Source organism: Streptomyces sp. BBFR102, from assembly GCF_051397025.1.
In the GTDB taxonomy this organism is placed as follows: Bacteria; Actinomycetota; Actinomycetes; order Streptomycetales; family Streptomycetaceae; genus Streptomyces.
Window position 1 is genome coordinate 3,264,662 of record NZ_CP195757.1, and the last position, 14,280, is coordinate 3,278,941.

Here is a 14,280-nt window from a genome sequence, read left to right on the forward strand (position 1 = left end):
CGGTCGCGGAGGAGTTGTGCGTCGGCGCTGTCCATGGGGTTGGGGGAGGGTGGCAGGGGGGATCGGTGGGGCGGAATGGGGTCTTCCAGTACCGGGGTCCACTCTTGCGCATGGGTTGCACGTACGCTGACAGGGCGGGTTCGTGTGGCTGATAAGGGCTGGTGGGAGGCGGGATGGCTGTGGTCGCCGGAGTGGAGGCGGGTGTCCGGGAGCGGGTCGGGCGGGACGCGTACGTGCTGCGGACCGCGGGGGGGGCCGATGTGCCGGGGGCGCGGGCCGTGATGCTGGACACGGTCTACCGGGATCTGCGTTCCGGTTACGTGCCCCGCTGGCACGCCGACATCATCGACCCGGTCGCGGCCTACCTGGAGCCCGAGCGGTGCACGCTGCTCGTCGTCGAGCGGGGCGGGGAGATCGTCGCGACCGGCGCCGTCCGCGACCGGGGACCCGCCGCGCCGCCCAATCCGCAGTGGGTCGCCGACCGCTTCCCCTCGGGCGGTACCGCCCAGCTCTGCCGGATCTACGTACGGCCCGAGCACCGGCGCCACGGGCTGGCCCGGCGCCTGGTGCGGGAGTTGTGCGACTTCGCGGTGCGTGCCGGTGGGTATGAGCGGGTCTACCTGCACACCGACCCGTCGGTGCCCGGCGCCGAGGCGTTCTGGCGGGCCACCGCCGAGGAGGTCTGCGACGAGCGGGCGCTGCCCGGCGGCGGGCAGGGGATCGTCCACTTCGAGGTGCCGGTGGCAGGGCTCGGGCGGCCGGGCGTCGTGTCCGCCTGATCCCGCCGGTCTCCGCCCCTTTCTTATGACAATCGTTTTCATATAAGGTCTCGCCCATGTCGCCCCAGTCGTCCACGCCGTCCACCCGCCGGAACCCCGCCCGGACGGGCGCCCGGCGCCCCCTGCTCGCGCTCGGCGCCGCCGCGCTGCTTCTCTCCGTCGCCGCCTGCGGCGGCTCCACCGGCGGGGGTGCCTCCGGCGGCGGTGACCAGCGGCTGCGGGCCGTCATGGCGTTCCCGCCCGCCCAGGCCATGTCGCCGTACGGGGACGACGCGGTGACCCTCAGTCGGCTCTCCGTCATCGAAGGGCTGACCCGGATCGACGAGGAGGGCGCAGCGGCGCCCGCGCTCGCCACGAAGTGGCGGCGGGACGGGGACAAGGGCTGGGAGTTCACCCTGCGGGACGCCCGGTTCCAGGACGGCGGGGCCGTCGACGCCGAGGCGGTGGTGCGCTCGCTGGCCGCGGCTGAGGACGCCTCGCCCAAGCCGCGCGTCCTCAGCGACGTGCGGCTCACGGCCGAGGCGGAAGGGAAGCGGACCGTCCGCGTCACCACCGCCGAGGCCGACCCGCTGCTGCCCCAGCGGCTCGCCAACCCCTCGCTCGCCATCCTCTCCGAGGCCGCTTACGCCCAGGGCGCCAAGGTGGACCCGGCCGGCCACGCCACCGGGCCGTACACGCTGACCGAGGTCGACGGCGCCGTCTCCGCGACGCTGGAGCGCAACGACACGTACTGGGGCGGGAAGGCGAAGGCGCCGGGCGTCGACGTGAAGTTCGTCGCCGACGGGACCGCGCGGGCCAACGCGCTGCGGACCGGCACGGCCGACATCGCCGAGTACGTGCCCGTCGCCCAGACCTCGCTGCTGGACGAGAAGCAGATCCACGAGGTGCCGACCGCGCGCACCAACACGCTGTACCTGAACACCCGGCGGGGCGCCTTCGCCGACCCGGCGATCCGGGCCGCCGCCCGTTCGGCCATCGACTCCAAGGCCCTGGTCGACGGGGTCTACGAGGGTCGCGCCGACACCGCGCGGGGACTGCTCGGGCCCGGTGTGCGGTGGGCCGCCGACGCGCGCAGGGCGCCCGAGGGCCGGGCGAAGGCGGCGGGCGAGGCCGAGGTGGCGAAGACGAAGGAGATCGTGCTCGCCACCTACACCAACCGGCCCGAGCTGCCCGAGGTCGCCTCGGCGGTCCAGCAGCAGCTGGAGGCGCGCGGGTTCACCGTCAAGCAGTACGTGCGCGACTACGCGCAGATGGAGGCGGACGCGCTGGCGGGCAGGTACGACGCCTTCATCCAGGCCCGCAACACCCTGCTCGACACCGCCGACCCGGTCTCCTACCTCGGCTCCGACTTCACCTGCGAGGGCAGCTTCAACATCGCGCAACTCTGCGACAAGGGCGTGGACGCGGCGGTGGCCGAGGCCGCCGGGGCGGCCGGGACCCAGGCGCGGCACGCCGCCGAGATGGAGGCCGAGGCGAAGATCCTCGGCGCCGACGCCGCCGTACCGCTGGTCCACGAACGGTTCGTGCAGGGCTTCGACTCCGGGAAGGTCGACGGGGTCGCCCTCGATCCGATGGAGCGCCGCCTGATCACCTCCGACACCCGGCTGCGCTGACCCGGCCCGGCACCGCGACCGACGTGAAGCACCTCGCCGGGCGAGCCCTCACCCTGCTCGCCGTCCTCGCCCTCATCGGCCTGCTGCCCTGGCTGACCACGACCGACCCGGCGCTGACGATCCTGCACGCCCGCTACAGCGACCGGCAGCCCACCCCCGAGGTCCTCGACGCCATCCGCGCCGAGACCGGCCTCGACGGCGGGCCCGGCCACGTCCTCGGCCAGTGGGCCGCCGGGCTGCTCCACGGCGACCTCGGCACCTCCTGGGTCTCCGGTCAGCCGGTCGGCCCGGACGTCACGGCCGCGCTCGCCACCTCGCTGTCGCTGATGGGCGTCTCGCTCGCCGTCGCCGTGCCGCTCGCCCTCGCCCTCAGCGCCCGCACCCTGCGCCGGGGGGCCCGCCGGGAGGCCACCACCGCCCGGGCCGGGGTGCTCGCCGCCGTCCTGGCCGCGCTCCCCGAGTTCCTGCTCGCCGCCGTGCTGGCGACGGTGTTCGCCGTCCACCTCGGCTGGTTCCCGGCGCTCGGCTGGGGCACCCCGGCCGAGGCCGTGCTGCCCGCCCTGGCCATGGGCGTGCCCGCCGGAGCCCTGCTCGGCCGCCTCCTCGACGACGCGCTCCCGGCCGCCTTCGCCGAACCCTGGGCCAGGGCCGCCACCGCCGCCGGGCTGCCGCCGCGCCGCGTCGCCCGGCACGCCCTGCGCCGCACGCTGCCGGGGCTGCTGCCGCAGGGCGGCCTGGTCGTGGTCGGCCTCACCGGCGGCGCGGTCGCCGTCGAGACCCTCTTCGCCGTGCCCGGGCTCGGCTCCACCGCCCTCGCCGGTGCCCTCGCCCAGGACCTGCCCGTCCTCCAGGCCGCCGTGCTGATGCTGCTGCTGACGGGGCTGACCGCCGCCCTCGCCGTACGCCTCCTGGCCCGGGCGCTGCTCGGTCCGGCCCTGGCCGACCGGGCGCTGCCCACGCTGGTCGCGCCCCGGCTGCCCGCCCGCCGGGGGGTCGCCGCCGGGGCGCTCGCGTTGGCCGTGGTGTTCTGCGCGGTGCTCGTCGCCGGGCTGGTCCGCGACCCGCTGCACGTGGACGCCGCCGCCCGGCTGCTGCCGCCGTCGGCCGCGCACCCCTTCGGCACCGACGCGCTCGGGCGGGACGTACTGGCCCGCCTCGGCCACGGTGCCGCCCGTACCGTGCTGACGGCGCTCGCGGTCGCCGCCGCCGCGCTGCTGCTCGGGCTGGTCGCCGGATTCCTGCGGGCGAACGCCCTCACCGAGACCGTCAACGCGCTGCCCGCCGTCCTCGCCGGGCTGCTCACCGCAGCCGTCGCCGGACCCGGGCCGTGGGGCGCGGCCGCCGCCGTCACCGCCGTGGCCTGGGCACCGCTCGCCGCCCACACCGAGGCCCTGTACGCCCAGGAGCGGGCCGCGCCCCACCTCGCCGCCGCCCGCTCGCTCGGCGCCGGCCGGGCCCACCTGCTCCGGCGCCACCTGCTCCCCGCCGTGCTGCCGCCCGTCACCCGGCACGCCGCGCTCCGGATGCCCGCGCTCGCCCTCGCCCTGGCCGCCCTCGGCTTCCTCGGCCTCGGCACCCAGCCGCCCGCGCCCGAGTGGGGCCGGATGCTCTCCGAGAACATGCCGTACGGGGAACGCGCCCCCTGGACGGTGCTCGCCCCGGCCGCCTCGCTCGCCGTCCTCGGCGCCCTGGCCGTGCTCACGGCCGCCGCCGTACGAGGCCGCACCGGCGCCGACACCGCGACCGCCGCCGCCCCCACCGCCCGCGAGACGACGGCATGACCACCGGCACCGGCGTCCGCCCCGCCACCTCCAGCCTCCGCGAGGTCACCGGGCTGCCGCCCTACCTGCGGCTGCTCGCCGGGACCCAGTTCGCCTTCAACACCGGCTTCTACGCCGTGCTGCCCTACCTCGCCACCCACCTCGGCGAGGGGCTCGGCATGGCCGGCTGGCTGGTCGGTCTGGTGCTGGGGCTGCGTACCTTCAGCCAGCAGGGGCTGTTCGTCGTGGGCGGCGCCCTCACCGACCGGTACGGGCCCCGGCCCGTCGTGCTCGCCGGCTGCGGGCTGCGGATCGCCGGCTTCGCCTGGCTCGCCTTCGCCGCCTCCACCGCCACCGTCCTCGCCGCCGTGCTGCTGATCGGCTTCGCCGCCGCCCTGTTCTCCCCGGCCGTCGAGTCCGAGACCGCCCGCGAGGCCGTCCGCCGCGAACAGGCCGACGGCACCGCCCGCGCCCGCACCCTCGGCGTCTTCTCCGCCGCCGGGCAGGCCGGGGCCTTCCTCGGACCGCTGCTCGGCTCGCTGCTCCTCGCCCTCGGCGGCGACCGGGGCTTCCGGGCCACCTGCGCGGCGGGCGTCGCCGTCTTCGCCGCGGTCCTCGCCGGGCACGCCGTGCTGATGCCGCGCCGGGCCGCCGTCCACCGCGTACGCCCCCGCGGCGGCGTACGCCACCTCGCCCGCAACCCCCGCTTCCTCGTCCTCTGCCTCACCCACAGCACCTGGCTCCTCGCCTACAACCAGCTCTACCTGGCCCTCCCCGCCGAAGTGGAACGGGCCACCGGCTCCCAGGCGGCCCTCGGCTGGCTCTTCGCCCTCTCCTCGCTGCTGGTCGTCACCGTCCAGATCCCGCTGACCCGGCACGCCGCCGTCCGCCTCGCCCCGCGCACCGCGCTGACCGCCGGGCTCGCCCTGGTCGCCGCCGGGTTCGCCCTGGTGCCCGTCACCCCGGCCGGGCCCGGCGGACTGCTGCCCGGCGCGGCCTTGGTCACCCTGCTGACCTGCGGGCAGATGCTGCTGGTCCCGGCCGCCCGGGGGCTCGTACCGGACCTGGTGGAGGACCGGCACCTCGGGCTCGCCACCGGGGCACTGTCCTCGGTCTCGGGTCTCGCGGTGCTCGGCGGGAGCGCGGCGAGCGGGCTGCTGCTCCAGGCTCCGGCGCCGGTGCTGTGGGGCGCGCTGGCCGCCGTACCGCTGGCGGGCGCGGCGGCGGCGCGGCTGCTGCCGTCCGGGTGCGGCGGCGGTGCGGCGGGGCGCGCGGCGGGGTAGGAGTGGGGCCGGACCCGTACGACCCATCCGCCACAGGAGGCATGCCCGCGATGAGTGACACCGCGCAGCTCAGCGACGCCCTCAAGGAGAAGCTGGACACCCCCGTCTTCCTCACCGTCGCCACCATCCAGCCCGACGGCAGCCCCCAGCTGTCCCCGGTCTGGGTGAAGCGCGACGGGAACGACGTGCTCTTCTCCACCACCGCCGACCGGCGCAAGACCAAGAACCTGCGCCGCGACCCGCGCGTCACCCTGCAGGTCCAGCCCTTCGACGAGCCGTACACCTACGCCGAGATCCGCGGCCGGGCCACCGTCACCGAGGAGGGCGGTCAGGAGCTGATCGACGAGCTGTCGCGCAAGTACACCGGCAAGCCGTACGCCGAGTTCAACCCCGCCGCCGGCCAGGACGCCGCCCGCGTCGTCGTCCGCGTCACCCCGGACAAGGTCGTCGGCCGCCTCTGAGCCGTACCGCCCCGCCCCTTCGGTCACGAAGTGGACGCGCCTCGCGTACGGGGGGCGGGGCACTGCCCGGGGCCTACTACCCTGGGAGACGTGACTATTCGGCTGTACGACACCAGCGCCCGGCAGATCCGTGACTTCGCCCCCCTGACGCCGGGCTGTGTCTCGATCTACCTCTGTGGCGCCACCGTGCAGTCGGCACCGCACATCGGGCACATCCGCTCGGGGCTCGACTTCGACATCCTGCGCCGCTGGTTCGCCTACCGCGGCTACGACGTGACCTTCGTCCGGAACGTCACGGACATCGACGACAAGATCATCAGGAAGTCGGCCGAGCAGGAGCGCCCGTGGTGGGCGATCGGCTACGAGAACGAGCGCGCCTTCAACGCCGGTTACGACGCCCTCGGCTGCCTCCCGCCCACCTACGAGCCCCGCGCCACCGGCCATGTGCCGGAGATGACCGAGATGATGCGCGGCCTCATCGAGCGCGGCCACGCCTACGAGGCCGACGGCAACGTCTACTTCGACGTGCGCTCCTTCCCCGGGTACCTGGAGCTGTCCAACCAGGACCTCGACGAGCTGCGCCAGCCCTCCGGTGAGGGGGAGACGGGCAAGCGCGACCCGCGCGACTTCGCCCTGTGGAAGGCGGCCAAGCCCGGCGAGCCGAGCTGGGAGACGCCCTGGGGCCGTGGCCGCCCCGGCTGGCACCTGGAGTGCTCGGCGATGGCCCACAAGTACCTGGGCTCCGCCTTCGACATCCACGGCGGCGGCCTCGACCTGGTCTTCCCGCACCACGAGAACGAGATCGCCCAGGCCAAGGCGTACGGCGACGACTTCGCCACGTACTGGGTGCACAACGCCTGGGTCACCATGGCCGGCGAGAAGATGTCGAAGTCCCTCGGGAACTCCGTCCTCGTCTCCGAGATGGTCAAGCACTGGCGCCCCATCGTGCTCCGCTACTACCTCGGCACCCCGCACTACCGCTCGATGATCGAGTACAGCGAGGAGGCGCTGCGCGAGGCCGAGTCGGCCTTCGCGCGGATCGAGGGCTTCCTGCAGCGCGTCACCGAAAAGGTCGGAAAGGTCCCCGGACCGGCCGCCGAGGTGCCGCCCGCCTTCGCCGAGGCGATGGACGACGACCTGGGCGTGCCCCAGGCCCTCGCCGTCATCCACACCACGGTCCGCCAGGGCAACTCCGCCCTGGCCGCCGACGACAAGGAAGCCGCCGTCGCCCGCCTCGCCGAGGTCCGCGCGATGCTCGGCGTCCTCGGCCTCGACCCGTACGACCCGCACTGGGCCCAGGAGGCGGACCGCGGCGAGGACCTGCACGGCGCCGTCGACACCCTCGTCCGCCTCGTCCTCGACCAGCGCGAGGCGGCCCGCTCCCGCAAGGACTGGGCGACCGCCGACGCCATCCGCGACCAGCTCCAGCAGTCCGGCCTGGTCATCGAGGACAGCCCCAGCGGCCCCCGCTGGACGCTCGGCCCCCGCTAGGGCCTGTCCGGCTGCCTCACCGCACCCGGTGTGCCGCCCCGCCCGCGAGGCGGCACACTGGGTGGCGGCGTGTCCGGACCACCGGGCACCACCACCTCGCTTCATTGACGCAAGTCCCGACGGAACAGGTAGACCTCATGGCCGCGAACAACCGCCGCATGTCCGGTAAGAAGGGCGCGCAGATCGGCAGCGGTGGCAAGCGACGCCGCGGCCTCGAAGGCAAGGGCCCGACCCCGCCCGCCGAGATGCGCAAGGGGCACGCGAAGAACCGCGTGGCCAACGCCAGGGCGAAGCAGCAGGCACGCCGCCCCAAGGCCCGCCCCGGACAGCGCTCCACCTCCGAGCTGGTCGTCGGCCGCAACCCGGTCTACGAGGCCCTGCGCGACGGCGTGCCCGCCTCCACCCTCTACGTCCAGCAGTTCATCGACAACGACGAGCGGGTCCGCGACGCCCTCTCGCTCGCGGCCGAGCGCGGCGGCATCCACCTCATGGAGGCCCCCCGCCCCGAGCTGGACCGCATGACCAACGGCCTCAACCACCAGGGCCTCGTCCTCCAGGTCCCGCCGTACGAGTACGCGCACGCCGAGGACCTCACGGCGGCCGCCTACGACGCCGGGCAGGACCCGCTGGTCGTCGTCCTCGACGGGGTCACCGACCCGCGCAACCTCGGCGCCGTCGTCCGCTCCGTCTCCGCCTTCGGCGGCCACGGCGTGGTCGTGCCCGAGCGGCGCGCCGCCGGGATGACCGCAGGTGCCTGGAAGAGCTCGGCCGGCGCCGCCGCCCGCACCCCCGTGGCCCGCGCCACCAACCTGACGCGGACGCTGGAGGCGTACAAGAAGGAAGGCGTCATCGTGGTCGGCCTGGCCGCCGACGGCGAGGCCGACGTCACCGACCTGCCGGCGCTGGGGGGCCCCGTGGCCATCGTGATCGGCAGCGAGGGCAAGGGCCTGTCCCGGCTGGTCGGCGAGACCTGCGACATCCGGGTCCGCATCCCGATGCCGGGCGGCACCGAGTCGCTCAACGCCGGTGTCGCCGCGGGCATCGTCCTCTACGAGGCGGCCCGCCGCCGGGCCTGATCCACTTCCTGTCCGGGCCTCAAGATCATTTGACGGGGCCCGGACAGATTCGGTGGCGTCAAGGCAGTGTCCAAACCACGCGTCACTCGGTTAGATGAGCGTGGAAACCAGAACGCCCCGCACGCCCACGGGGGGACGCTCGTCAGGGTTCGACGAAACTCCCACGCCGCTCAGCATGGTGAAAGTCCACTGCGACCCGGCGCAGGTCATCGTCAACCACGCGAGTTTCCGCGTACAGCTCCCTTCCGCGCAGAAGGCGCAGTCCCCGCGCATCTCGCGACTCACCGGCGACGCGTCGGCCGACACCGCGCGCATCCCCGTCGTCGGTACGGTCACCCGCCGCCGCGCGCCGGTCGTGTGGTCCGGCCGGGCGGCGCCCGGCGACGGCGGCGCCACCACCGGCCTGCTCCAGGCGGTCCGCGCCTCCGGCGTCCGGCACGGCGACGACCCGCCCGGCGCGACCCAGGTCATCCCGCGCCTGGACCCCGACGACGTCCCCACCGGCGAGATCCCCACCCTCACCGGCCACACCCCCGGCGAACCGCTGCTGCCCCGCATGCGCTCCGCCGGCAGCGCCTACGACGACCCGTACACCCCCGGCCACGGCACCCCGGCCTACGACGGCGAGCACGACGGGTACGACGGCGGCGACGGCAGCGACCTCGACCAGGACGGCCGGCCCAAGGCCCGCTCCGCCGAGCGCCACGCCTACTACCCGTACCGGCGGATGAACCTCGGCGTCGTCCTGCTGCCGCTGCGCGTCCTGCTCGGCTTCGCCACCGCCTACGCCGGGATGAGCAAGCTCTGCGACCCGGCGTACTTCGACGGCGGCGAGCGCGGCTCCCTGGTGCGCTGGCTCGGCTCGCTCCAGCCGTGGGCGCTCGCCGAGCCGTTGCACGGCTTCGCCGTCCACCACCCGGTCGGGGTCGGCCTCCTGGTCGCCTTCCTCCAGGTCCTGGTCGGCGTGGTGACCGTGCTCGGCCTGTGGCAGCGGCTGGCCGCCTCGGTGGGCGCGGTGCTCGCGGCGGGGCTGCTGATCACCGTCAGCTGGCGCGCGAACCCGGTCTACTCCATGTCCGACGTCATCTACCTGGCCGCCTGGACCCCGTTGATCATCGCGGGCGCCCCGGTCTGGTCGGTCGACGGCAAACTCGCCGCCGACGCCTGGCGCAAGCTCGGCCCGCGCGCCGAACTCTGGCAGCTGCGGCGCTGGGTGCTCAAGCGCGGCATGGTCGTCGCCACCGTCGCCGTCGGGCTGACCCTGCTCTTCGGCGCCCTGCTCGGCAGCGCCGTCCGCGACGCCGACCGGGTCGTCGTCCCCGGCCCCGGCGAGGCCCCGCGCAACAGCGTCCCCGGCGTGCCGCTGCCCAGCGAGTCCGGCCAGGTCTCCGGCAGCCCCGACGCCTCCGCCGGCGTCGGCGAGGCTCCCTCGGGCGGCACCACGGAAGGCCCCGCCGGGATGACCAGCGGGCCCGCCGGCACCGAGCAGGAGGAGACCGCGGGCACCGGCACCACCGCCCCCGCCGAGACCCAGGGCCCCGGCCAGGCCCCGCCGCCGCAGCAGAACGCCCCGCAGCCCCCGCCGCAGACCAGCGCGGGCCCGGGCGACGACTCCTCCGGCGGCGGCGCCGGGGCGCCGGGAGGCTCCGCCCCCGGCGACGGCGGCGGTGCCGAGGACCCGGGCGAGGACCCGGGCGACGGCGGCTCCGGAGGCGGCGGCCCGAAGCTGGTCGGCGGCCTCTTCGGCTGACCGGCACGCCGAGTACGGGGAAGGCCCCGGGTACGTACGCGCGTACGTACCCGGGGCCTTCGCGGTGAGGAGGTCTCCGGCCGCCGGGGCCCACAGGCTCCGTCAGGCCGCCCCCTGCGGGTGCAGCAGGCGGGCCAGCAGGTCGTCCAGGGAGACCAGGCCGGTGACGGTGGACGCCGGGTCGGCCGGGGCGTGGACGAGGGCCAGCGAGGCGCGGCGCTGGCGCAGCACCTCGATGGCCTGGCCCACCGTGTCGTCGGCGGAGAGCGCCGGGACGGGGCGGGCCAGCTTGCGGGCGGTCACCGCGCGGCCCCGGGAGCGGGCGATGAGCGCGTCCCGGGCGTGCACCGAGCCGATGAACCGCTCGCCGTCGCGGACCAGCAGACGGCTGCGGTCGTGGGCGGCGGCGGTCGCCAGTACCGTCTCGGCGTCCGCGTCGGCCGGGACCGCGACGATCTCGGCCGCCGGGATCTGGAGGTCGCCGACCGGGGAGAGCGGCTCGGTGAGCGAGCTGGTGATCAGCTCGCTGTCGTCCTCGCTGATCAGTCCGAGCCGCTGGGACTCGGCGACCAGCTGGGTGAGTTGCTCGCGGTTGTGCACCTCGGTGATCTCGTCGCGCGGGGTGACCTTGCAGAGCCGTACCAGGGCGTTGCTGACCAGGTTGAGCACCCGGATCAGCGGGCGGACCGCCTTGACCAGCGCGCGGAACGGCGGCGCCAGCAGCATCGCCGAACGCTCCGGGTGGGCGATCGCCCACGACTTGGGCGCCATCTCGCCGACCACCATGTGCAGGAAGACCACCACGACCATGGCGACCGCGAAGGCGACGCCGTAGCTCAGCGAGGCGGGCAGTCCCAGGCTCTTGAGGACCGGGTCGAGGGCGTGCGAGATCGCGGGCTTCGACACCGAGCCGAGGCCCAGCGTGCAGATGGTGATGCCCAGTTGGGCACCGGCCAGCATCAGCGACAGCTCCCGCGCCCCGGCGAGGGCCGCCCCCGCGCCCCGCCGGCCCTCGGCGGCGGCCTTCTCCAGCCGGTGGCGCCGCGAGGCGACCAGCGCGAACTCGGCAGCGACGAAGAACCCGCTGCCGATCAGCAGCAGCACGGTGACGAACAGGGCCATGGGGAAACTCATGCCGTCCCCTCCTCACGGGCCTTGGCGGCGGTGGCCGCCGGGGCGGTCTCCAGCCGCACCAGGTCCGGGACGTGCCGGTCCAGCGTGCGGACCACCAGGACGGCCTCCAGCCCCGTGCCGAGGCGGACGGAGAGCTGGTCGCCCACGGCCGGGAAGCGGCCGAGCCGGTCCACGATGAGCCCGGCGACCGTCTCGTACGCCTCGTCCTCGGGCAGCTGGACCCCGGTGGCCTCGGCCACCTCGTCCACCCGGCGGCCGGCGTCCACCAGCCAGCCGGCACCGTCGGGTGCGGCCAGGTCGGTGACCCGGTCGGACTCGTCGGCGATGTCGCCCACCAGCTCCTCCGCGATGTCCTCGTAGGTGACGATCCCGGCGACGCCGCCGTGCTCGTCCAGGACCACCGCGAACTCGTCGTCGGCCTCCCGCATCCGCTCGACCGCGTCGGGCAGCGCCAGCGTCTCGGGGAGCAGCAGCGGCTCGCGCGCCACCCCTCCGGCCGTCGTCGCGGCCAGCGACTCCTCCGAGTGGTGCGTCAGCTCCCGCACGCCGACGACGCCGGTGACGTCGTCGGGGTGGTCGCCGAGGACCGGGTAGGTGGAGTGGCCGTGGCGGGCGATCAGGTCGACCGCCTCGGTGGCGGGCGCGTCTTGGCGTACGAAGACCGTGTCGGCCCTCGGCACCAGTACCTCCTTGAGGGGGCGGTCGGAGAACTCCAGGGCGTGGTCGAGGAGGAGGGCGGTGTCCTTCGGCAGCTCGCCCCGCTCGTGCGACTCGCCGATCAGGTGGCCCAGTTCCTCCAGGGTGGCGCCGTGGTGCAGCTCCTCGACCGGCTCGATGCCGATCCGGCGCAGCAGGCCGTTGGCGGCGCCGTCGAAGACGCGCACCAGGGGCCCGACGGCCTTCAGGTACATCAGGGTGGAGGAGGCGAGTGCCTTGGCGAGCCGTTCGGGGACGGCCAGGGCGAGGTTCTTCGGTGCCAGCTCGCCCAGCACCATCTGGATGACGGTGGCGAGGACGAAGGCCAGCACCACGGAGATGCCGGTGGCGGCGGCGCCGGGGACGCCGACGCCTTCCAGGACGGGCCGCAGCAGCGCCGACACGGACGGTTCGGCGAGGAAGCCGACGACCAGGCCGGTCACGGTGATGCCGAGCTGGGCGCCGGAGAGCATGAACGACAGGCGTTCCAGCACCTTGAGGGCGCGTTTCGCGCGCTGGTCGCCCTGGTCCGCCTCACGGGCGAGCTTGAGCCGGTCGGCGGAGACGTAGGCGAATTCCTGGGCGACGAAGTAGCCGGTCCCGGCGGTGAGCAGGACGACGGCCAGCAGGCCCAGAGCGGCACTCATCGAACACCACCCCGCCGAGTGCCTTGGTCATGATGAGGGCGGGATGGTCGGGGACTGGGTCCCGGGGGGTCCGTCGGACTGGCGGACACGCGTTCTCTCCTTATGAGCTGGGTCGGTCCCCAGGCAACGCCCGGGACGGGGGAGAGCGTTCCCGCCGGGCGTGTGGTGTGCGTCGTTGCGCCGGGGCGCGGTGTGTGCTGCGCGGGGACGCCGCTCAGCGGCCGGGATGCGTGGACAGTTCGGCGGCGGCCTCGGTGAGGTCCTTGGCGGTGTCGATGGCCCGCCAGTAGGCGCCCTGCGGGATCGGGTAGCCGGCCAGGCGGCGTTCGCGGGCCAGCCGAGGGAAGGTGGTCCGCTCGTGGTCGCCGCGCTCGGGCAGCAGCGCGGTGAAGGCGGCGGCGAAGACGTACACGCCCGCGTTGATGTGGAAGGGCGAGGGGGGCGCCTCGACGAAGTCCGTGACGTGTCCGAAGGCGTCGGTCTCCACGGCGCCCCAGGGGATGCGCGGCCGGGCCAGCGCGAGGGTCGCGAGGGCGTCCCGCTCGGTGTGGAAGGCGGCCATCTCGCCGAGCGGGAAGCGGGTCCAGATGTCGCCGTTGGTGGCGTACCAGGGCGCGCCGGGGTCCGGCAGGCGCGTGGCGGCGAACTTGAGGCCGCCGCCACGGCCGAGCGGTTCCGGCTCGACCACGGTGAGGGTGCGCAACGGCAGCTCGGTGGAGTCCAGCCACTCCTGGAGCACCCCGGCCAGGTGCCCGCAGGAGATCACCGCGTCGGTGACGCCCTCCGCGGCGAGCCAGGCCAGTTGGTGCCCGATGATGGGCGTCCCCGTGCCGGGGATCTCCACCATCGGTTTGGGGCGGTCGTCGGTGTACGGGCGCAGCCGCGTGCCCTGCCCGCCGGCGAGGACGACCGCCTGCGTGGGCCTCTCCGGCGGGGACTGCGGGGCGGGTGCGGGTGCCGGGGCGCTCACCCGAACTGGGCGACGCCGGAGGCGAAGGAGGTGTCGCAGACGGGCCGGGCGAAGGACTGGGCGCGGGTGGCGCCGTAGGTCTTCACGGCCGCCTTGCCGAGGGCGCGGGCGAGCGAGACGCAGTGCCGGGCGAGCGAGGGCTTGCGGTCGACGGCCCGCTGGAGGGAGGTGAGCGCCTCGCCCGGGTCCTTCTCCTGGAGCTCCAGGAGAAGCTTGTCGCGCAGCACGTCGTGGGCGGCGCGGGGCTTGGCGGGGACGGAGGCGTCCCCGGACGAGGCGGTGAGGACGGAATCGGCCGGGTCGCCCGACCAGTTGACGTGGGTGACCGCGAACGTCCCGGACAGCACCAGGACGACGGGGAGGACGAGCGCGAGGGAGCGGCCGATGCGGCGAGCGGTGTGGTTCACGCGCCTGAGAGTAGCGGCAAGTGATGATTTGGCGACATTTAGTCACTCGATCGGGTTGTGGCGCTCGGGTTTTCCCGGGTGTGGGTTGACGGAGGGTGGGGAAAGCGTGCGGTACGCGGGGGTTCGGGGGAGTTTCGGCCGGTTGCCGGGGTTTGGGGTCTGGTCGTGCCGGGCAACGGCGGCAGGGCCGGCCCCGCCCGTGGAAACGGGGGA

General features: G+C 74.9%; 12 protein-coding genes. 8 read left to right on the forward strand and 4 right to left on the reverse strand.

What is annotated here, in order from left to right; genetic code table 11:
- Positions 1–173: 173 nt before the first annotated feature.
- From ACSLIC_RS14535 to ACSLIC_RS14570, 8 genes are all read left to right on the forward strand, one after another.
- The gene (locus ACSLIC_RS14535; RefSeq protein WP_436738111.1) at positions 174–779 is read left to right on the forward strand and encodes a GNAT family N-acetyltransferase; all 606 of its coding nucleotides are present in this window, start codon (positions 174–176) and stop codon (positions 777–779) included.
- A 56-nt stretch (positions 780–835) separates the two neighbouring features.
- Positions 836–2,392: an ABC transporter substrate-binding protein gene (locus tag ACSLIC_RS14540; protein WP_436738112.1), complete on the forward strand. Its 1,557-nt coding sequence runs from the start codon at positions 836–838 to the stop codon at positions 2,390–2,392.
- A gap of 23 nt (positions 2,393–2,415) precedes the next feature.
- Positions 2,416–4,173 carry an ABC transporter permease subunit gene (locus ACSLIC_RS14545; RefSeq protein WP_436738113.1) on the forward strand — a complete coding sequence of 586 codons (1,758 nt, stop codon included), beginning with the start codon at positions 2,416–2,418 and terminating at the stop codon, positions 4,171–4,173.
- Complete coding sequence (locus ACSLIC_RS14550) at positions 4,170–5,435, forward strand: MFS transporter (protein ID WP_436738114.1); 1,266 nt, start codon at positions 4,170–4,172, stop codon at positions 5,433–5,435. Before ACSLIC_RS14545 ends, ACSLIC_RS14550 begins: the two co-directional genes overlap by 4 nt.
- Positions 5,436–5,485: 50 nt before the next feature.
- Positions 5,486–5,896, forward strand: a complete 411-nt coding sequence (locus ACSLIC_RS14555) for a PPOX class F420-dependent oxidoreductase (RefSeq protein ID WP_436738115.1) — start codon at positions 5,486–5,488, stop codon at positions 5,894–5,896.
- 90 nt (positions 5,897–5,986) lie between these two features.
- Positions 5,987–7,387: a cysteine--tRNA ligase gene (cysS, locus tag ACSLIC_RS14560; RefSeq protein WP_436738116.1), complete on the forward strand. Its 1,401-nt coding sequence runs from the start codon at positions 5,987–5,989 to the stop codon at positions 7,385–7,387.
- 137 nt (positions 7,388–7,524) lie between these two features.
- Positions 7,525–8,463, forward strand: coding sequence for a 23S rRNA (guanosine(2251)-2'-O)-methyltransferase RlmB (gene rlmB, locus ACSLIC_RS14565; RefSeq protein ID WP_436738117.1), 939 nt, complete (start codon positions 7,525–7,527; stop codon positions 8,461–8,463).
- A 175-nt stretch (positions 8,464–8,638) separates the two neighbouring features.
- Positions 8,639–10,213, forward strand: a complete 1,575-nt coding sequence (locus tag ACSLIC_RS14570; RefSeq protein WP_436738118.1) for a hypothetical protein — start codon at positions 8,639–8,641, stop codon at positions 10,211–10,213.
- A 102-nt stretch (positions 10,214–10,315) separates the two neighbouring features.
- Here the strand turns inward: ACSLIC_RS14570 and ACSLIC_RS14575 are convergent, their stop codons facing one another.
- From ACSLIC_RS14575 to ACSLIC_RS14590, 4 genes are all read right to left on the reverse strand, one after another.
- Positions 10,316–11,347 carry a CNNM domain-containing protein gene (locus ACSLIC_RS14575; RefSeq protein WP_436738119.1) on the reverse strand — a complete coding sequence of 344 codons (1,032 nt, stop codon included), beginning with the start codon at positions 11,345–11,347 and terminating at the stop codon, positions 10,316–10,318.
- Positions 11,344–12,690 carry a hemolysin family protein gene (locus tag ACSLIC_RS14580; protein ID WP_436738120.1) on the reverse strand — a complete coding sequence of 449 codons (1,347 nt, stop codon included), beginning with the start codon at positions 12,688–12,690 and terminating at the stop codon, positions 11,344–11,346. Before ACSLIC_RS14580 ends, ACSLIC_RS14575 begins: the two co-directional genes overlap by 4 nt.
- A gap of 214 nt (positions 12,691–12,904) precedes the next feature.
- Positions 12,905–13,660 carry a nucleotidyltransferase family protein gene (locus ACSLIC_RS14585; protein ID WP_436738121.1) on the reverse strand — a complete coding sequence of 252 codons (756 nt, stop codon included), beginning with the start codon at positions 13,658–13,660 and terminating at the stop codon, positions 12,905–12,907.
- Positions 13,657–14,067 (reverse strand): hypothetical protein, encoded by a 411-nt coding sequence (locus ACSLIC_RS14590; protein ID WP_436738122.1) that lies wholly within the window; start codon positions 14,065–14,067, stop codon positions 13,657–13,659. Before ACSLIC_RS14590 ends, ACSLIC_RS14585 begins: the two co-directional genes overlap by 4 nt.
- Between the last annotated feature and the right edge of the window lie 213 nt (positions 14,068–14,280).